Annotated in this window: 18 protein-coding genes and 1 pseudogene; 16 read left to right on the top strand and 3 right to left on the bottom strand. The window is 33.0% G+C overall.

Annotated features, from left to right (window positions below):
- Positions 1-4: 4 nt before the first annotated feature.
- Entirely contained in the window at positions 5-466 is a 462-nt protein-coding gene (gene coaD / locus GBO31_RS15235) for a pantetheine-phosphate adenylyltransferase (protein WP_219009224.1), read from the bottom strand.
- Positions 467-540: 74 nt separating this feature from the next.
- Positions 541-1,521 (bottom strand): D-alanine--D-alanine ligase, encoded by a 981-nt coding sequence (locus GBO31_RS15240; RefSeq protein WP_219009225.1) that lies wholly within the window; start codon positions 1,519-1,521, stop codon positions 541-543.
- Positions 1,522-1,615: 94 nt separating this feature from the next.
- Between GBO31_RS15240 and GBO31_RS15245 the strand changes: the two genes are divergently transcribed.
- From GBO31_RS15245 to GBO31_RS15255, 3 genes are all read left to right on the top strand, one after another.
- Complete coding sequence (locus GBO31_RS15245) at positions 1,616-2,191, top strand: PASTA domain-containing protein (RefSeq protein WP_219009226.1); 576 nt, start codon at positions 1,616-1,618, stop codon at positions 2,189-2,191.
- Between the two features lie 26 nt (positions 2,192-2,217).
- On the top strand, positions 2,218-3,267 hold the full coding sequence (locus GBO31_RS15250; RefSeq protein ID WP_219009227.1) for an RluA family pseudouridine synthase: 1,050 nt from the start codon (positions 2,218-2,220) through the stop codon (positions 3,265-3,267).
- Between the two features lie 71 nt (positions 3,268-3,338).
- Complete coding sequence (locus GBO31_RS15255) at positions 3,339-3,530, top strand: cold-shock protein (protein ID WP_219009228.1); 192 nt, start codon at positions 3,339-3,341, stop codon at positions 3,528-3,530.
- Between the two features lie 79 nt (positions 3,531-3,609).
- Here the strand turns inward: GBO31_RS15255 and GBO31_RS15260 are convergent, their stop codons facing one another.
- Positions 3,610-4,992 carry a glycoside hydrolase family 71/99-like protein gene (locus tag GBO31_RS15260; protein WP_219009229.1) on the bottom strand — a complete coding sequence of 461 codons (1,383 nt, stop codon included), beginning with the start codon at positions 4,990-4,992 and terminating at the stop codon, positions 3,610-3,612.
- A 438-nt stretch (positions 4,993-5,430) separates the two neighbouring features.
- Here GBO31_RS15260 and yaaA point away from each other — a divergent pair, with 438 nt between their 5' ends.
- The 13 genes and pseudogenes from yaaA to GBO31_RS15325 form a co-directional block, all read left to right on the top strand.
- A complete protein-coding gene (gene yaaA, locus GBO31_RS15265) occupies positions 5,431-6,192 on the top strand; it encodes a peroxide stress protein YaaA (RefSeq protein ID WP_219009230.1) in 762 nt (253 codons plus the stop codon).
- 106 nt (positions 6,193-6,298) lie between these two features.
- Positions 6,299-6,802, top strand: coding sequence for a TRAP transporter small permease subunit (locus GBO31_RS15270; RefSeq protein WP_219009231.1), 504 nt, complete (start codon positions 6,299-6,301; stop codon positions 6,800-6,802).
- Positions 6,802-8,148: a TRAP transporter large permease gene (locus GBO31_RS15275; RefSeq protein WP_219009232.1), complete on the top strand. Its 1,347-nt coding sequence runs from the start codon at positions 6,802-6,804 to the stop codon at positions 8,146-8,148. The genes GBO31_RS15270 and GBO31_RS15275 overlap by 1 nt, the downstream gene beginning before the upstream one ends.
- Positions 8,149-8,325: 177 nt before the next feature.
- Entirely contained in the window at positions 8,326-8,874 is a 549-nt protein-coding gene (locus GBO31_RS15280) for a hypothetical protein (protein ID WP_219009233.1), read from the top strand.
- Positions 8,875-8,896: 22 nt separating this feature from the next.
- Entirely contained in the window at positions 8,897-9,325 is a 429-nt protein-coding gene (locus GBO31_RS15285) for a hypothetical protein (RefSeq protein ID WP_219009234.1), read from the top strand.
- 135 nt (positions 9,326-9,460) lie between these two features.
- Entirely contained in the window at positions 9,461-10,561 is a 1,101-nt protein-coding gene (locus GBO31_RS15290) for a TRAP transporter substrate-binding protein (RefSeq protein ID WP_219009235.1), read from the top strand.
- A 194-nt stretch (positions 10,562-10,755) separates the two neighbouring features.
- A complete protein-coding gene (locus GBO31_RS15295) occupies positions 10,756-14,208 on the top strand; it encodes a pyruvate carboxylase (RefSeq protein ID WP_219009236.1) in 3,453 nt (1,150 codons plus the stop codon).
- 84 nt (positions 14,209-14,292) lie between these two features.
- Positions 14,293-16,269 carry a DUF4214 domain-containing protein gene (locus tag GBO31_RS15300; protein WP_219009237.1) on the top strand — a complete coding sequence of 659 codons (1,977 nt, stop codon included), beginning with the start codon at positions 14,293-14,295 and terminating at the stop codon, positions 16,267-16,269.
- Between the two features lie 54 nt (positions 16,270-16,323).
- On the top strand, positions 16,324-17,046 hold the full coding sequence (locus GBO31_RS15305; RefSeq protein ID WP_219009238.1) for a tetratricopeptide repeat protein: 723 nt from the start codon (positions 16,324-16,326) through the stop codon (positions 17,044-17,046).
- A 221-nt stretch (positions 17,047-17,267) separates the two neighbouring features.
- Complete coding sequence (locus GBO31_RS15310) at positions 17,268-17,528, top strand: hypothetical protein (protein WP_219009239.1); 261 nt, start codon at positions 17,268-17,270, stop codon at positions 17,526-17,528.
- Positions 17,529-17,622: 94 nt separating this feature from the next.
- A complete protein-coding gene (locus GBO31_RS15315) occupies positions 17,623-17,883 on the top strand; it encodes a hypothetical protein (protein WP_219009240.1) in 261 nt (86 codons plus the stop codon).
- Positions 17,884-18,019: 136 nt separating this feature from the next.
- Entirely contained in the window at positions 18,020-19,534 is a 1,515-nt protein-coding gene (locus GBO31_RS15320; protein WP_219009241.1) for a lipase, read from the top strand.
- A pseudogene (locus GBO31_RS15325) lies at positions 19,524-20,543 on the top strand (hypothetical protein); the annotation flags it as partial. The gene GBO31_RS15320 and the pseudogene GBO31_RS15325, both read left to right, overlap by 11 nt.

Genomic DNA, 20,543 nt, shown 5'->3' on the forward strand with positions numbered 1-20,543 from the left:
GATTTTATTTTCTTTCATAAACAACAGTGTCTGGAACCAGTCCAGATACATCACCTCCATTTCTGATAACATCTCTCACAATAGAGGAGGAGATATAGCTTTTTCCAGAAGATGTGAGTAAGAAAACAGTTTCGATTTCTGACATTTTTCTGTTCGTATGCGCAATTGCTTTCTCAAATTCAAAATCTGCAGGATTTCTTAGTCCTCTTAAGATGAAATTGGCATTTTGCTGTTTGCAGAATTCTACTGTAAGACCTTTATAGGTCATTACTTTAATTTTGGGTTCATCCTTAAAAGCATCTTCAATAAAGCGTTTTCTTTCCTCTAAAGAAAACATATATTTCTTTTCAGCATTGACTCCAATAGCTAGTATAACTTCATCAAAAAGAGTTAATCCTCTTTCAATAATATCATAATGTCCTAGTGTAATAGGATCAAACGAACCAGGAAAAACAGCTCTTCTCATAAGTGACTTGTGATTAATGGTATAAATATAGGCAAAGTTGAAGTTAGTTTGCTAAACAATTCTGCTTTCTTCCGTTATTTAGCTTTAATAGCTTCTTCAATCGTATTGGTTAATAAGTCTTGAATGCTAATACCAGCAGCAATTGATTGTTGAGGTAAAATACTGGCTTCACTAAATCCAGGATTGGTATTCATTTCAATAAAGTGAGGTTCTCCATTATGAAATATATATTCACTTCTAGAAAAACCTTTCATTTTCAGGATTTGATATACTTTTAAAGCGAGTTCTTTTACTTTTTTTTCATCTTCTTCTGTAAGTCTCGCAGGAGTAATTTCCTGAGACTTTCCCAGATATTTGGCTTCATAATCAAAGAAATCATTTTCTGAAACAATTTCAGTAATTGGTAATACCGTATCTTCTCCTTTATAAGTAATTACACCAACCGATACTTCGGTTCCGCTTAAAAAAGATTCTATAATAATTTCATCATCTTCTTTGTAAGCAATATCAATTGCCGGAATTAATTCTTCTTTAGTTTTTACTTTAGAAACACCATAACTGCTTCCTGCTTTATTCGCTTTTACAAAACAGGGTAACCCCACTGTCTGTATGATCTCATCTTGATTGATAGTATCTCCTTTATTTAAGAAGTAATTCTTAGCGGTTGGAATACCATAAGGTTGTAAAGTGCTTATACAATCCCTTTTATTAAAAGTAAGCGCCGCTTGATAAAAGTCACATGCCGTTTGTGGAATTCCAATTAATTCGAAATAAGCCTGCAACAAACCATCTTCTCCAGGAGTACCATGAACGATATTAAAAGCAGCATCAAATTCAATTTTCGTTCCATCTAGTTCTAAAGAAAAATCATTTCGATCAATCGCTGTTTTTTGATCATTATCATCTATATAATACCAAGAATCTTTTGTGATATGAATTTTAAAAGGTTCATAGAGATTTCTATCTAAGTGTTTGTAAACAACATTTCCACTTTTTATAGAGATGTCAAATTCACTAGAGTAACCTCCCATAAGGATGGCAATATTTTTCTTCATCGGATACGGTTTGCAAACAAAAATATCATTTATCCAACAACAAAAGCTAAAAAGTTTCCGTTTTTATATCTTTGCCGAAACTATCATCAGATTCATGGATTTTTTTAAAGGACTTTTAAGATTTATTTGGAGTAAAACATTTCTTATTCAATTAGTCATAGCGATAGCAATGACGGCGATTTTGTGTTTCATAGCACTAAAGTGGTTGGATAGCTCTACAAATCATGATCAAAGAATTGTAGTGCCAAGTTTAAGTAAAAAAACGCTGGATGAAGTGAAAGAGTTGGTAGAAGCAAAGGACTTGCGTTTTGAAGTTCAGGATTCTGCTAATTTTAATCCTGATTTTCCTAGATATTCGGTGATCGAACAAAATCCTCCTGCAGGAAATATGGTAAAGGAAAATAGAAAAATCTATGTAACGCTAAATCCATCTGGATACCGTAAAGTCGAAGTTCCAGATGTGATCAGAAAAACAAGAAGACAGGTAGAACCTAGGTTGGTGGCACTTGGATTTAAGATAGGAACCATCACTTTTAAACCAGATCCATCAGATCAGGTTCTTGAGCTGCGATATAAAGGAAGGAAAATAAAACCTGGAGATAAGATCATGAAAACATCTACAATAGATCTTGTCGTTGGAGATGAAAGTGGTAATTTGAGACTACAGTAATAAGCTAAATATCTAAAATTATTTTTTTGGAATCAGATCCGAATATAGAAGATTTAGGACCAAACGAAGATGAGTTATACGAACATCATCGTTTTGTGGCAGGAGCAGGGCAAGTACCACTTCGAGTTGATAAGTTTTTAATGAATTTTGTAGAGAACGCGACTAGAAACAAAATACAACAAGCCGCAAAAGCTGGAAGTGTTTTTGTAAATGATATTCCTGTAAAGTCAAATCATAAGGTAAAACCCAATGATGTAGTGCGTGTATTGTTTTCTCATCCTCCGTATGAGAATTTACTCACTCCAGAAAATATTCCTTTAGACATTGTATACGAAGATGATGCTTTATTGGTTATTAATAAGCCAGCAGGAATGGTTGTGCATCCTGGACATGGTAATTATTCAGGAACCTTAATCAATGCATTGATTTATCATTTTGATAACTTACCTAATAACAGTAGTGAACGCCCTGGCTTAGTGCATAGAATAGATAAAGATACTAGTGGTCTATTGGTGATCGCAAAGACTGAAGATGCTATGACACATTTAGCAAAACAGTTTTTTGATAAAACTTCAGAAAGAGAATATGTAGCCATTGTATGGGGTAATTTAAAAGAGGATGAAGGTACTGTAGTTGGCAATATTGGACGTCATCCTAAAAATAGATTACAAAATACCGTTTTTGAAGGTGATGAGGCAGATAAAGGAAAACCAGCTGTTACTCATTATAAAGTGATAGAACGATTAGGATATGTTACTATGGTTTCTTGTAGATTGGAAACTGGAAGAACACATCAAATACGAGTTCATATGAAACATATTGGCCATACATTATTTAATGATGAACGATATGGGGGAGAAAAGATCCTAAAAGGCACCACTTTTTCTAAATATAAACAGTTTGTAGAAAATTGTTTCAAAGTATTACCAAGACAAGCGTTGCACGCCAGAACATTGGGGTTTGTACACCCTATAACTGGAGATAAAATGCATTTCGAAACATCCATTCCAGACGACATGAAACAATGTGTTGAGCGATGGAGAAATTATGCTCAAAACCAACTAAATAAAGAATAATTTTTTCTTTATTTAAATAAATTGATGATAGCTCATTAATTAGTAGTATATTGGTGCTTTAATTTTTAATAATGAACAAAGGAACAGTAAAATTTTTTAATGACTCCAAAGGATTTGGATTTATTGTCGAAGAAGGATCTAATCAAGATCGTTTTGTACACATTTCGGGCTTAATCGATGAAATTCGTGAAGGTGATGAAGTAGAGTACGAACTAAAAGAAGGTAAAAAAGGAATGAACGCGGTAAACGTGAGAGTATTATAATATATACATTTGGACTTTTTTAAAAAAACATGCCCGTCTTATAAGACGGGCTTTTTATTGAATTCAAGTATTCAGGATTTTAACTGTTACTTTCAGAATAAAAGCGATTTACCGCTTTGATAATTTTATCTGCTCGGTTTAAATTTTGATTCTTTATATGTTTATACGTTCGATCCAAATAGAATTGGGCACTTTCATTATTTTTAAAAGCTTTTCTTGCCAAGTATAAATCCAATGCAACATTTAGATCATCTGTAGTGTAGTCCACACCTGTATATTGCTGTAGTAATTGTAAATACATAAAACCAAACTCTTCTGTAGGTTCGATCATGGTACCTTCTCCAAAATCATTCCAAGTAATGAGTTGGATAAAATCTGCACTTTCATGATGCGTATAGTTTAAGGTTTCTGCAAACGTCTGTCCTTGATTGTGATCAATACTCCATAAATTCACGCCTTCAGACCATCCACCATCTACATAAAAACTATCAAAACCTGGATATACAGAACCAACTACGGTTAAGTTTTCAGTATTGTAGTAATTATAATAATGTTCATGAGCCAATAAATGATCTTGATCTACCCATAAAAACTCTCCTGTAGCATTTGGACCAACCAATCTATTTGCTGCCCATAAGGTTAGAAAATCAGGACGATTACTAGTTGGTAATATGTCAAAAATGGTATTCCATTCTTGTTCAGTTGTTATGTGATGAGGTCCAAATACAAACAATAAGTTTTTGTCATTATGTTTTATGTAATTTGGACTGGTAAAATAGGTGTCGTTTATATAGGTAAAATCTTCCTGTGCAGCTTCGATAGTGCTTGATGATAGACCTTGTTCATATGCTTGCTGAGCAACTCTGTCTTCATACATAATAGAAAAATCAAAATCCAGATCTTCCATAACATCTATAAAACTTTCTGTTGCACTTTTGATATTTTCATAATCATAAAGGTCTTTACTGCCGTACCAATCAAATATAACTCCGTCTACACCTGCTAGTTTCATCATCAAAAAATGATATTCATGTAAATCAGGATCACTAGAGGAGTAAGGGCCAATTACAGGATAAAAATAGGAAGCAATTTCGCGTTTACCATTACTATCTATGATGTCTGGATTTTTGTTGGTCATTGTCCAATGTTGGCCCCAATAACCATCATAATCTTTACTCTGAAACCAAGGCATATAGTGCATATATACCTTTTTTGGATTGTCTTTTGCCACATCCATACCGGATATGTCTTTGATGTATCCCATTTTTTCTAGCTCAATAATTTCTGATTCTTCGTCTAGTACTTTTCTTAGTTGCGCATCTGTATAGATGGTGTCTTGAACGGCAAGAGGAACGCCAGTTTCCTCGATTTCAACAATAGGTAATTCTTCCTGTTCACAAGAATAAATTAAAATTGTTAGAATAATACATAGAAATGCTCTGGTTGTTGTTTGTAGATTCATATCATATAGGTTGTTTAAAATTATTCAATAGAAATAACTGAGTTAAGCTATGAATAAGATAATTGGTGAAGCAAAGATTTGAATAAATCAAACCATATATGACTGTTGTATCGAGTAGAGTAAATTACGTTATTGACGTAGTAAATATAGGGGATTATTTCTGTTAAAAATATTAAAATTCGTTTTTTTATTTGTTAATTTATTTATTAACAGGATTTTTATTCAGAAAAACGAAAGGTATTTTATCTATATTTCAATAAAGTATATTGATGCTTCAATAAGTAAGAATTACCTGAGTTGATTTTATTTATCATAGTTCTATTGTATTTTTGAGGAAATAAAAATTGCATAATGAAACGAGTCATAAAAGAATGTTTGTAGATAGCAGAACGATTAATGGCGAGTTCCATATGACTTTTAAAGAAATAGTATAAACACATGAAAATTGTAGTATCTCCGGCAAAATCTTTGGATTTTGACACCGCATTACCGACAGAAAAGTATACGGAACCATCTTTTTTGGTTGAAGCCGAGAAATTGAATGCTGTACTTCAAAAGAAAACTCCAAAAAAATTATCAGATTTARTGAGTATTAGTGATAAGCTTGCTCAGCTAAATTGGCAGCGCAATCAAGATTGGAGTCTTCCATTTACCAATGAAAATGCCAGACCAGCAGTATATGCTTTTAATGGAGATGTATATACAGGACTAGATAGTTATACAATTCCAGAAGATAAATTAGAGGTTTTGCAGGATAAGTTGAGAATTCTATCTGGACTATATGGTATTTTGAAACCACTGGATTTAATCCAGCCATACCGTTTGGAAATGGGAACCAAATTAAAAGTTGGTCGTAATAATAATCTGTATGAGTTTTGGAAGAAACAGTTGACCCAACAATTGAATGATGAATTACAAGATGATGAGTTATTTGTAAATCTTGCGAGTAATGAATATTTCAGCGTAATTGATAAGAAAGCTTTAAAAGTTCCAATAATTACGCCTCAATTTAAAGATTGGAAGGGTGATAAACTAAAAATGATAAGCTTCTTTGCAAAAAAGGCGAGAGGAATGATGGTGCGTTATATCATAGATACAGGAGCAGAAACTATTGAAGATTTAAAAGGTTTCAATTACGATGGTTATGGTTTTAGTGATGAGTATACAACAAAGCCTAATGAATTGGTTTTTGTGAGGTAACTTTAATTGCAGAACGTTTTGTATTTGTGTGATAATTTAGAATAAATTTCTAAATACTTCCAATTTTAGTATCTTCAACCTTCTTTATTTTAGATACATTTTTTGAATGCAAAAAATCATTGATTTTCTAGATTGGATTGGAGAAAAAACTGGGGCATTAGTTAGTTGGGTAGCTGTATTGCTTGCTATTTTGATTGGGTTGGATGTGGTGATGCGATATGTTTTTCAGTTTACGTTTATTTGGATGATCGAAACTGAAATCTACCTTTTCGGGATGCTTTTTCTAATCGGTTCGGGATATACTTTTAAATATGGAAAACATGTAAGAGTAGATGTTTTCTACACAAAATTTTCTAAAAAAGGAAAAGCCTGGATAGATCTATTGGGAGGCATATGTTTATTAATTCCTTGGTGTTATGTAGTGATTGTATCTTCTTGGTATTATGGATTGTCATCATTTATGATCAATGAAGGGTCTGCACAACCAGGAGGATTACCCGCTTTGTACGTGCTAAAGTTTAGCATTACACTTGGATTTATTTTTTTATTGTTACAAGGAGTTTCTGAAATGCTAAAATCTATTCAGACTATTTTTAATAAAGATATTTGATGGAGTTTCTAGCAATTATTTTGTTCGTAATAATTTTTATCCTAATTCTTAAAGGGTATCCAGTTGCTTTTACACTAGGTGGAATTTCAGTTGCTTTTGCTTTTGGAGTTTCGATTTTTGCACCAGAACAGTTTACCATGTCTACATTTTATTTACTGCCTTCCAGAATTATGGGAGTTGTAAATAATTATGTATTAATGGCAGTTCCCCTATTTATTTTTATGGGAATTATGTTGGAAAAATCTGGGCTTGCTCAAAGTTTATTAGAAACCATGGCAATGATGTTCGGAAGAGTACGTGGAGGACTGGCCATATCTGTTGTAATTGTAGGTGCGTTATTGGCTGCGTCAACAGGAATTGTAGGGGCTACGGTAGTAACTATGGGTTTAATAAGTTTGCCCACAATGCTAAAAAGAGGTTATAAAACAGAGCTTGCTGTTGGGGTGATAGCCTCTTCCGGAACTCTAGGACAAATCATTCCGCCATCTATAGTTTTAGTGTTATTGGCAGATACTATCAATAGCTCTTCAAGAGGAGCAGCTTCAGTAGATGTGGGAACTTTGTTTTCTGCAGCGCTATTGCCAGGCCTGATATTAGTTGGATTATACATTATCTATATTTTAGTAAAATCATTTCTTCATAAAGATGATGCACCAAGTATTCCAGCAGAGGAAATTGCTGCGTTTAGAGGAACTAATTTTGGATTAAAAATTCTGAAGGTACTCTTATTGCCTGTATTGTTAATTATTATAGTACTAGGTTCTATTTTTACTGGAATTGCTTCACCAACAGAAGCATCGGCAATAGGTGCATTAGGAGCAACTATGTTGACCATTATTCAGAAAAAGTTTTCATTTAAAATACTTAAAGAAGTAGCTCAAGAAACCATGCGTCTTACATCAATGGTGTTTTTTATACTATTGGGAGCTACTACTTTTACTTTGGTTTTTAGAACATTAGGAGGAGATCGATATCTACAAGAATTAATTATTTCTTCTCAGTTAACCCCAATGATGTTTTTGTTATTAGTCATGCTGGTTATTTTTATTGCTGGGTTTTTTATTGATTTTATAGAGATTGTATTCATTATTGTACCTGTAGTAACTCCAATTTTTAATGCATTAGATATGAATATGCTATGGGTAGGAATTTTAATGGCGTTGAATTTACAGACCTCATTTTTAACACCTCCATTTGGCTTTGCACTGTTTTATTTAAAAGGAGTTGCGCCAGAAACAGTCAAAACAAGCCAAATATATAAAGGTATAATTCCGTTTATTATCATACAGTTATTGATTGTAAGTCTAGTACTATTTTTTCCGGAGATTTTTTTTAATGATTTATAAATTAAAAAAATAAATACCATTATGTTTTACGATCAATAGGTAATCATAACTGAAAAGGATAAAAATAGCCTATTGGTTTTGCAAAAGAAGAGTATTGATTTTCACGGAAAAAAGGGTGAAAAAAGATATAACGATAATTTATTTTTGATTAACAGAACGTTTAATTAAAAAGTAAAAATGAAAAAGTTACTCTCCCAAAAGTTTTACGAAAATTTGGAAAACGAAGTGTTTCCTCGTTTTGAAAATAAGTCAAATATATCAATATTAAGAAAAATTGATTGGGAAATAGAGGCTCATAGATGTTTGATGGATCTAACTGCTTTTTTGGGTAATGTAGATATCGATAGATTGAAAAATAATGGTATTGATACCATTGGGGTGATTGATATTTGTTGGAATGAATATGGAAGTGATATTGAGGTTGATTTTATGCCAGATAATGATTTTGATGCTGCTTATGATGAAGGATGTATAATGAATGACTCAGCAATAAACAATGAGGATTTTTTTGCTAGTCATTTTAATACTAATGGAGAAAAAGCATGGGGAGATATAGGAAATGATTACACAGAAATTATTTTAATTTTTGACTATCTATTATCTGATATAGTTCCTGCTATTATAGAACAAAAAGAATTCGCAGTTCTTCCCAAAAAAGTGCCATGTCATATTGGTTTTGCTGGTTTTCATGATGAGCAACGAACAAATATCTTTACGGTAGCATAAATTTCAAGTTGTTTTATATACTATGAAAATAAAATATGTGGGTATTGTTGCTTTTTTATTCGCTTGGGTCCTTTTAGTTCCCACTTGCCAAGCACAGACAAGAATTGATGCTTCTAAGATGCAAAAAAATAAATATACTTTGGGAGATGTTTTATTATTAAAATTAAACGAAGAGATACAAATATGTGATTCTCTATCAATAAAACTTACGTATTTTACTCATAAGCGTCCATTTAACAATGGGCCTACCAAAGCAACTGCAATTTTATCATTAACTACTGCGACTAATTCTTCAGAAATAGGACTTTCTATACATGGTAGACTTGGACAATCAGAAGTACGGTATGATTCTAAATTTTGGAATGGGTATGAATTTCGGTTAACAGATTTTGCTTATGATGATTATATTAAAGTAATCATTGAGAAAAGAGAGAAAGATAGGAATGATTAAGTCATAAAGTATCAAAGTATTGGTTTTTTTATTTTCATGATTTCATAATAAATAAAGTTTTGTAGGATAAAATAGAAAACGAATAAATACGGTATTTAAGCAGAGATATCCTATTTTTGGTAAAACTCGCAACCTATGAAAAAAATACCGTTTCTACTTATAGTTTTCTTTCTCTTTTCTTGTTTAGGAGAACCTCCTGCGAGTATGACCAATCCTACATCTTATGATATAACGAAACCAGACAAAGTATTTCATTGGAAAATGACTACAACTTGGCCGCCCAATTTTCCTGTTGTTGGTGAAGTTGCTGAAAAGTATGCAGAATGGGTAGATGAATTATCTAATGGTCAAATTAAGATTAAAGTATATGGAGGAGGAGAATTAGTTCCTCCTTTAGAAGCTTTTGATGCTGTTTCTCAAGGAACTATAGAAATGGGGTGTGGAGCATCTTATTATTGGGCAGGAAAAACGCCAGCTGCACAGTTTTTTGCAGCGGTTCCTTTTGGAATGAATAGTCAGCAGATTACTTCTTGGTTAGAAGTAGGTGGCGGTTATGAGCTTTGGAAAAAAACATATGCAAAGTTTAATCTAGTTCCTTTTATGGGAGGAAATACAGGTGTGCAAATGGGAGGTTGGTTTAATCGAGAAATTAACTCAGTCGAAGATTTTAAAGGATTAAAGATGCGTTTGCCTGGTATTGGAGGTAAAGTACTTGAAAAAGCTGGTGGAGCTGCGATTCTGGTGGCGGGTAGTGAGATTTATACCAGTTTAGAACGCGGAGTTATAGATGCTACAGAATGGATAGGTCCTTATCATGATTATAAAATGGGATTCCATAAAATTTCAAAATATTATTACACACCAGGTTGGCATGAAACAGGTTCTCAACTAGAATTTTTTATTAATAAAAATTTACATGACGGATTGCCACCACATCTACAAGCTGTCTTACAAGCTGCTGCAAAACGAGCTCAGGTTTGGGTATTGTCAGAGTTTGATAAACAAAATGGGATCTATCTAGATAAATTAGTGAATGAAGAAGATGTAGAAATTAGAGAGTTTTCTAAAGAAACCTTAGATGCTTTAAGAGGTTTTACCGAGGAAGCCATTCAGGAAATGATCGGAGATGATCCCTTATCAAAAGAGGTCTATGAAAGCTATTCCAATTTCCAAAATAGGATTGCTAAATGGTCTGAAGTGACCGAAAAAGCGTACTACAATAAAATACAGAATTAAGTATTTATGTTAATTCAGTCATAGAATTTACTGTAAACGTATAGGGTTTAACAGAAGGAAATAATTCGTTAATAATAAATACAAAAATTAATTATTTCAGCTATTCTAATTAAAATGTATTGGAAGTGTTCGTTCGAATCAATATCTTCGCAGCGAATGTTCGCTAAATATTATTTAAACACAAAATTTTTATCATGCAAATTAAAAAGGTTTTAGTAGCTAATCGAGGGGAAATTGCCATCAGAATTTTCAGAGCCTGTACAGAGATTGGGTTACAAACCGTAGGAGTTTATACCTATGAAGATCGATATTCTTTACATAGATATAAGGCTGATGAGGCCTACCAAATTGGTGCAGATAATGAACCTTTAAAGCCCTATTTAAATATTGAGGCAATCATACAGGTTGCAAAGAATAATAATGTGGATGCGATACATCCAGGATATGGATTTCTTTCTGAAAATGCTGATTTTGCTCAACGATGTCAGGAAAATGATATCATTTTTATCGGACCTAAAGTTTCGGTATTACGATCATTAGGGGATAAGATTATGGCAAAAGAAGTAGCTATAGCTAATGAAATTCCAATTATTCAAAGTAATCAAGAAGATCTTACAGATATTAAGATTGCTATTAAAGAAGCAAAAAGAATAGGATTTCCTGTTATGCTAAAAGCAGCTTCTGGAGGAGGAGGTCGCGGTATGCGTGTAATCCGAAGCGTAGAGGAATTAGAAAAAGCATATCCCGAATCCCAAAGAGAAGCACTTAATGCATTTGGCGATGATACGGTTTTTCTTGAAAAGTTTGTAGAGAATCCTAAACATATAGAAATACAAATTGTAGCGGATCATCATGGAAATATGGTGCATCTTTTTGAACGTGATTGCTCGGTTCAAAGACGATATCAAAAAGTAATTGAATATGCTCCTTCGTATGGAGTGTCTCAGGATATATTAGATAATCTTTATAAGTATGCATTAACCATTTGTAAGGCTGTAGATTATAATAATATCGGTACGGTAGAATTTTTAGTAGATGATGATGGTAGTATCTATTTTATTGAAGTAAATCCAAGAGTACAGGTAGAACATACAGTGACCGAAATTGTAACTGGTGTAGATTTAATAAAAACACAGATTTTCATTGCTGGAGGATATCAACTTTCGGATAAGCAAATTAAAATAGAAAGCCAAGAGAGTCTAAAGATAAATGGATACGCTGTACAGTGTAGAATTACAACAGAAGATCCTGAAAATGATTTCAAACCAGATTACGGTACCATAACTACGTATAGAAGTGCTTCAGGATTTGGTATTCGATTAGATGCAGGAAGTGTGTATCAAGGAGTTACTATATCGCCTTTCTTTGATTCTATGTTAGTAAAGGTTTCTGCAAACAGTAGAACGTTAGATGGTGCTTGTAGAAAAATGCGAAGAGCATTATCAGAGTTTAGAATTCGAGGTGTAAAAACGAATATGCCTTTCTTAGATAATATTCTAAATCACAATACTTTTAGAAAAGGAGCCGTAACGGTTAATTTTATTAGAGATACGAAAGAACTTTTTAAAATTAAAGAATCCCGAAATCGAGCTACAAAACTAGCTAACTTTTTAGGTGATGTTATTGTGAATGGAAATCCTGACGTCAAAAAGATAGACCCTACTAAAACTTTTGTTATGCCTCAGATTCCAGAGTTTGACCAAAAAGCAGCATACCAAAAAGGAACAAAAGATTTACTGACAGAGTTAGGACCAGAAAAGTTTGCAGCATGGTTGAAGAATGAAAAGAAAGTTCATTTTACCGATACAACTATGCGCGATGCGCACCAAAGTTTATTGGCAACCCGAATGAGAACTTATGATATGCTTAAGGTGGCAGAAGGATTTGCTAAAAATCATCCTGAAATCTTTAGTATGGAAGTTTGGGGTGGTGCTACATTTGATGTATGTCTTAGATTCCTAAGAGAGAACCCTTGGGAACGTCTTCGTTCGCTACGAGATGCAATGCCAAATCTTCTGTTACAAATGTTGATCCGAGGATCGAATGGAGTAGGGTATACAGCGTATCCTGATAATCTGATTGGTAAATTTGTAGAACAATCCTGGGAGAATGGAGTAGATGTGTTTAGGATTTTTGATTCCTTAAACTGGATGCAATCCATAGCTCCTTGTATAGAACACGTAAGAACTCGTACCCAAGGATTAGCAGAAGGATCTCTGTGTTATACAGGTGATATTTTAGATCCAAAACGTACTAAATATACCTTAGAATATTATGTGCAATTAGCAAAAGATATTGAAAATGCAGGAGCACATATATTAGGTATAAAAGATATGGCAGGTTTGCTAAAACCATATGCTGCTTATGAATTAGTTTCTGCATTAAAATCAGAAATTAATATTCCAATTCATTTACATACACATGATACTTCCTCGGTACAATCTGCCACCTATCTCAAAGCGATAGAAGCTGGAGTAGATGTTGTGGATGTAGCGTTAGGAGGACTTTCAGGATTAACTGCTCAGCCTAATTTTAACGCAGTGATGGAAATGCTGAAATTCCATGATCGCGAAAACCCAATGAATATGTCTAAATTAAATGAGTATTCTAATTATTGGGAAGCTGTACGTGAGTATTATTATGTTTTCGAATCTGGTTTAAAAGCAGGAACAGGAGAGGTATATCAGCATGAAATTCCAGGAGGACAGTATTCTAACTTAAAACCGCAAGCGCAAGGTTTAGGTCTGGCGGATCGTTTTCATGAAATTACAAAAATGTACGGTGAAGTAAATGAGTTGTTTGGTGATATTGTAAAAGTAACTCCAAGCTCTAAAGTGGTTGGTGATATGGCACAATATTTAGTGAGTAATAATCTTACTATTGAGGATGTGAAAGAAAGAGGAGAAACCATTTCTTTCCCACAATCGGTGGTGAGTTTATTCAAAGGTGAACTGGGGCAACCTGAAGGAGGTTTTCCAAAAGACCTTCAGAAATCAATTTTAAAAGATCAAAAGCCATTTACCAATAGACCAAATGCACATCTAGAACCTGTCGATTTCGAAACTGAGTTTAAGGATTTTGTAAAAGTCTTTAAAAAAGGAATGGGAAGAGAACTTGATATTACAGATTTTCTTTCCTATAAATTGTATCCAAAAGTATTTACAGGAGCTTACAATCACCATTTACAATATGGTAATGTAATGAATATTCCTACTAAGAATTTCTTCTATGGAATGACACCAGGCGAAGAAATTATTATTGAATTAGATAAAGGTAAAATCTTATTGATCGAGTTGATTTCTATTGGAGAACCTCAAGATAATGGAATGGTAACAATCTTCTTCAAAGTAAATGGACAAACTCGAAATGTTGAAATTAAAGATAATTCGATTAAAGTAGATAAGATCGTTCATGCCAAAGCAGATAAATCAGATGCCAAACAAATAGGAGCGCCGTTGCAAGGATCTTTATCCTCTATATTGGTGAAGACCGGACAAGAAATCAAGAAAAATGATCCACTATTCATTATTGAAGCAATGAAAATGGAAACTACGATTACAGCAAATGAAGATGCAGTTGTAAAGAAAATAGTTTTGAAGTCTGGAACTATGGTAGAAGCAGATGATTTGGTGATCACCTTAAAATAATAAATTGTTAAAACACAAAATCCATGGTAACATTTATTGGTTAGATGTCACTTACTACTATACAACCAATAAATTTTGTAAACTATGTTTCAGAGATTTTGTGTTTTAACAATTGCAGCTATTTGTGTTTTAGGGTGTGAAAGAGATATGGACCTTATGGATCTGAATGATCAAAGTGTCTTAGCTAAAAACACTAGTAATACGAGTGCTCAAGATCGTTATAAGTTTGATTATCCAACACCTAATTTCATATTAGAGAATAGAGAAGATTTGCTTTGGGGAATCAATGGGCATCCTTTGAGACCAAGTTATATAAATGCTCAGGGAGAACCCGTCGATAATGCTTACAAAGAAAATGTAACTTACGAAGAGCAAGTAGCACTACTTGCTGAGCTTGGTGTTTCTGTATATCGATTAGATGTTCATGTAAATGAAGATGGTTCCTTAGGTAGCGGAGAAAAAAAAGAAGATCTTATTCGAGTGTTAGAATTATTGGACTCTGAAAATATGACCGCTTTACCGGTGATTTATATAACAGATAATAATAGTGATTATAATACTGCACTTTCAAAAGATGAACTGATCGCTCGAATAACTTCAAAAAGTATCAAAAACTTAGATTTATGGAATCAAAATTATCAGAAAGGCTATACCAAGGGACAGGTATTTGGACAAGAATTTAAAGACAAAATAAACTATTATCAGATAGGTAATGAAGGTGCCCTTAGGATTATAGGTCGCACAGAACATCCTAATAATGTATCCAATATAAAAAATACAGAATATTTCTACAATACAGTAGGGTCTGGTTCTGAACGTCATCATTTTTTCGAAACATCTGAATATATACGAAAAGTAGTTGCGGATGCTGCTATTTCAAGCGGATTAATAGATGGTCTTAAAAGTGTTGATAATAATGCTAAATGTATTGTTAATGGAACAAGAATGCATTATGGGTACTTAAAACTATTCGAAGAATTAGATGTGAACTACGATTTAGTTGGTTATAATTGGTATTGGTCCATGGGACCCATTACAAATTGTATAAACGATTTACCTAATCAAGGATTAATAGGAGGAACCAATATTTATCAAAACTTATTGCAGTTATCTAATAATAAAGATATATGGATTACCGAAATTAATAAAGGTAGAGGTAGTATTAATTATGAGGAGCAAAATCTGGATAGACAGGCTGATGACATCAATGCGTCTATTAGAGCTATGTATAATTTGGAAAAAGTAAAAGCCTACATTGTTTATGAGTTATTAGATCTATATTCTGACCCTAATACAAATCATCGTCATTTGGGATTGTATAATACACTTGCTGAGAGCGGAGAAGAAAAAAAACCTGCTTTTAATACCATGAAATACACCATTGAAGAGATGAAATATGGATATCATGATATTATGTTTTCGTATTATCAGTTATATACTGGTAGAACTTTGGATATAACTAATAATTCTGGGTTGGATTATTGGGCTGATTTGTTAAAATCTGGAAGAGGATTAGAAGGTATGTTTTATGACATACTCAAATTAGACGCTAAGGTATTTATTAAAGAAGCTTATGAATTGTATTTAGATCGTTCTCCAGATCCAATTGGTCTAAGTTATTATGAAACAAAAATGAAGAATGAAAATTGGTCAAGAGAAAAAGTAATAGGTGATATTTGTTCTTCGCTAGAGTTCTGGAATAAGGCCCAGAATGATAATAATGTACATTTCAACCCTTCCGTTAATTTTTTAGAAAGAGTTCATAGGAAATTTTTTAATCGAGGAGTGCCGTTAAGAAACATTCGAAATAGTTTTGAAAATAATAGAGAGGAAAGACGTAGTCACATACTATCATCAGATGTTTTGGAAAGTGAAGAATTCAAAAGGAATTTTATTGTGGCAACTTTTCAGAAACTATTAGAAAGGACTCCTGATCAAAATTCTATAGACCCAATTATTGATCAATGGGGTTCGCAGAATAGAAGAATTGTAGCTATTCTTATTAGTAACGAATTTTGGAGAAAATCTATCATAAGAGGTTATCTAGAACGCAGGAAATAATATGTATATTTCCACTTTATTTTAGAAAAGAGAACAGGGTTTAATACTTTTAGAATGTACTACTATCTAATTATTGCTTTACAGGTATTTTGTATCTATCATGTTTTGAAAAACAGGCGTGAATATTATTGGTATTTTCTAATTTTATTTCTTCCTGTTATCGGAAGTATTATTTATATAGTTACTCAGGTGTTTAATAAAAAAGACCTGAGTAAAGTTCAAAATGAGATTGTAAGCGTAGTAAATCCTACAAAAAAGGTGAATGATTTAAGGAAACAAGTTGAATTTGCAGACACCTTTCAGAACCGAGTAAACCTTGGTGATGCGCTTTATGAAATCAATGATTATTCATCGGGAATAGGAGAATACGAAATAGCTTTAAATGGCAATTACAAATCAGATCCTGGTGTGGTTAAAAAGCTATTAAAGGGATATTATCAAACCAACCAATTTGACAAAGTTATCTTTTGTGCCGAGCAAATTTCGGGGAAACCAGATTTTAAAGGTTCTCAAAGCCAGTTCTTATATGGTTTGGCACTTGAAGAAGAAGGTAGGTCAGAAGAAGCTGAAGAAAACCTGAAGCCTATTGATCAGCGTTATTCTAATTATGAAGAGCGTTACACGCTTGCGCAGTTCCTCATAGAAAAAGGGAAACCAACTGAAGCAAAAGAAATTTTATCTGAAATTCTTCAAGAATCACAGCATATGTCTAAACCTAATCGTAATAGATATCGCGGTGTAGTCAACGATGTGAAAAAAACAATACAATCTATTTGAATACGTTTTTTTGCCTCATCTTTTCTTATTTTTTAATATTAATTAAATGTTATATTGAATCGCCTGGTTGATATTTCCCTCAATTAATTTATGTTTATTTTAGAAATAAGTTTAAATTTAGTGTTGAAAATAAGAGTTTTATATAAAAACACTTGTTTTTTTTCTAATCCTTGATTGTTTAAAAATAACTCAAGGGAACATTAACTTTAACTCATTTTATTATGTTTAAAAATCTCTTAAACCTAAACGGGGCTCAAGCAATTTCTAAAAAAGAACAGCAAACAATTAACGGAGGTGGATTATCAAGAGGTAATTGTTATCCATTTTTTCATTTAGGCTCTTGCCGTTTTAACTGTGATTGTAGAACACGAAGAGCGGAACAACCTAGTGGAGCAAGTCAATATTGCTTATTAAACTATCCTTATTATATTAATAATGCTGTTCAGTGTGGAGGAGCAGGTGGACCTGGTGATTGGGCATAAAATAATTGTTGATTACGATTTTTCTTTATTAGGAAAAATCTTGATCATCCTCTTATGACTTTTTAATAAACATTAATTTTAACTCATTACTATTATGATCAAAACACTCTTAAACCTAGATGGTGTAGAACAAATCAGTAGAAAAGACCAAAAAGCTATCAAAGCAGGTGGGTCTAGAGGTAATTGTTATCCTTTTTTCCACTTAGGAAGCTGCAGATTTAATTGTAGTTGTCCTAGCACTACTGCTAGACAACCTTCTGGAGCAAGTCAGTATTGTCTTTTAAATTATCCAGCAATTATTTTTAACGCTAGCCAATGTGGCGGTGGCGGTGGTGGAGGCGGAATTTTCGCTTAAGCCAAAACTGTTAATATTATAAAACTGCAATGCTACCATTGCAGTTTTTTTATGATTGTTAGTGATAACCATTTAAATTCCTTTGCATTTCGCAAAAACTTTCTAWTTTTACAGAAATCAAAGTCCCCCGATCATCTTGAAAATCAAACCTATTCAAATATCCCTATTTCTGATACTCGTATTGGGTGGATTGTTTGGACTGATGTTTTTAAGTCAAAAAGGAGGTATCCAAAAAGAACAAATTCAAGAAGATGGATTCTCCTATGAAGGGCTGTCACTAAAATATCCTACCTATAAAACCTTTTTGGCTTTAGAAAAAGACTCTTCTCTCACTAGAGAAGATATTCTTAAAGTAACAGAAATTGTAACTCCAGTAGCAGACGAGGCAGATGTAGAGCAGGATACTTCTCCAGAGGTGGTTGCAAAGAAGGATAGTATTCAGCGTCCGGATTTTTCTAAAATAGACACTACACAAATTGAGAGAATCCGATATCCAGCAAGTAATCCGGATTTTGCTAGAGAATTACAAGCTAAGTTATCTTCCAGATCTTGTAGAATAATTCACTATGGAGATTCACAAATCGAAGGAGATAGAATAACTGGATATATCAGAAACAGATTACAAGGTATGTATGGTGGTAGCGGACCAGGATTTATTCCTGTTAAACCTGTTTATAATCAAATTGCGGCAATTGTAAAACCTAGTGAAAATTGGTTTAGATATGCTAGGTTTGATCCTACTCAAGAAAAATTTAAACACAAAAAATATGGTGCTTATATGTCTGTTTCCAGATTTACGAAGCATCAAAAAACAGCTTTAGATAGTGTAGCTTTGGATTCGATGCCAATTGTGAAAGCATCTGTTGTAGTTGGTAAATCGAAGAAGGCGTATGCTAAATTCAGAAGATTTACCAATATAGGATTGCATTATGGTAATTGTAAGTATCCTATTAAAATTTCCGTTTATAATAATGGAAAGCTCATTCAGCAGGATAGTTTGAAAACAGATGGCAGGTATCATAAATATAGAATTAAAACAAGTACTACGCCAGGTAATTTAAAAATCGAATTAGAAGGAAAAGTAAGTGCTGATTTTTATGGACTAACTTTAGATGGTGGATCTAGAGTACAGATGGATAATGTAGCGATGCGAGGTTCTTCAGGTACTATTTTTTCAAGTACAAATGCTACCATTTATGGGCAAATGATGAGGAATCTAAAACCAAAGGTGATCATCATGCAATATGGAGGGAATACAATGCCTTACCTAAAAGATTCTACAAAAGTAGATAATTATGCAAAATCTATGGTGAATCAGATCAATTGGTTAAGACGTAGAACAAAAAATGTTAGTTTTATATTCATTGGTCCTACTGATATGTGTCTTCCGGTTAATGGAAAAATGGAAACATATCCTTTACTACCATATTTAAATGAAAAATTGATTCAAACTTGTTCAGAAAATAATATAGCGTATTGGAGTATGTATGATGCTATGGGAGGAAAAGGATCCATGCCTTTTTGGGTTGAGGAAAAGTTAACTGCCAATGATTATATGCATTTTACCTGGAAAGGAACTAAAATTATTTCAGAATTATTTTTTACAGCTTTATATCTAGATCTTAAAGAAGAGGTAAACGATGAAACATAAAATACTATTTCTTTATGTGTTTTTATGGAGTTCCATAATGATAGGACAAGATTATACTTTGGATACGATTCAAAGCAAATATTCATTTATCAATTGGAAGGCAAATCAGATTAAATTCGTAGAAAATGCTCCTTCTTTTGTGAAACTGTTTCGCAAACTAGATACCATTGCTAAGGGAAATGCCGAAGATGTTCATGTTTTTCATATTGGGGGTTCTCATATTCAAGCGGRTATTTATTCCAATCGATTGCGTACCTATCTACAACATATGAGCCCAACTGCAAAAGGGCAAAGAGGTTTCGTATATCCTTATAAAATGGCAAGTACCAATAATCCGAGTAACTACAATGTGGAATATGATGGAAATTGGACCGGATATCGATGTTCTATTAAAAAAGATAGTGTTGCATGGGGAATGTCTGGTGTTACTGCTGTTTTTAAAGATTCCATTGCCAATGTTAAGATAAAAGCGAATTATAGGGGATACGATGCACAACAATATGATTTTAATAGAATCAGAATCTTTTATGATAACTGGAGCGAAGATTATGAAATCTTTTTTAAGGAAGACGGATTAATAGCGGATACTAAAGTGAACAAAGAAGCTCATTTTGTAGAATATATACTAACACAAACATTAGAAGAGTTAGAGTTTTGTATTCAGCGTGTAGGAAATCCTGAAAACCCAGAGTTTTTGATGATGGGACTTGAGCTTATGAATGATAATCCTGGAGTAGAGTACACTACGATAGGTGTCAATGGAGCAAGTTTTAGTTATTACAATCGATGTAAGTTTTTTAATGATCAGCTAATGTTATATAAGCCTGATTTATTTATAGTTTCGGTTGGAACCAATGATGCATATCATCCGGATTTTGATCCAGAAGAATATACTATGTATTATGAAAATCTGATTTTGAACGTGCAAAAAGCCAATCCTGATTGTGCCGTTTTGCTTACTGTTCCGAATGATTCATATTACAAAAGACAATATCCCAATCCAAGAACA

The sequence above is a fragment of the Aquimarina litoralis genome (genome assembly GCF_019295435.1).
Taxonomy (GTDB): Bacteria; Bacteroidota; Bacteroidia; order Flavobacteriales; family Flavobacteriaceae; genus Aquimarina; species Aquimarina litoralis_A.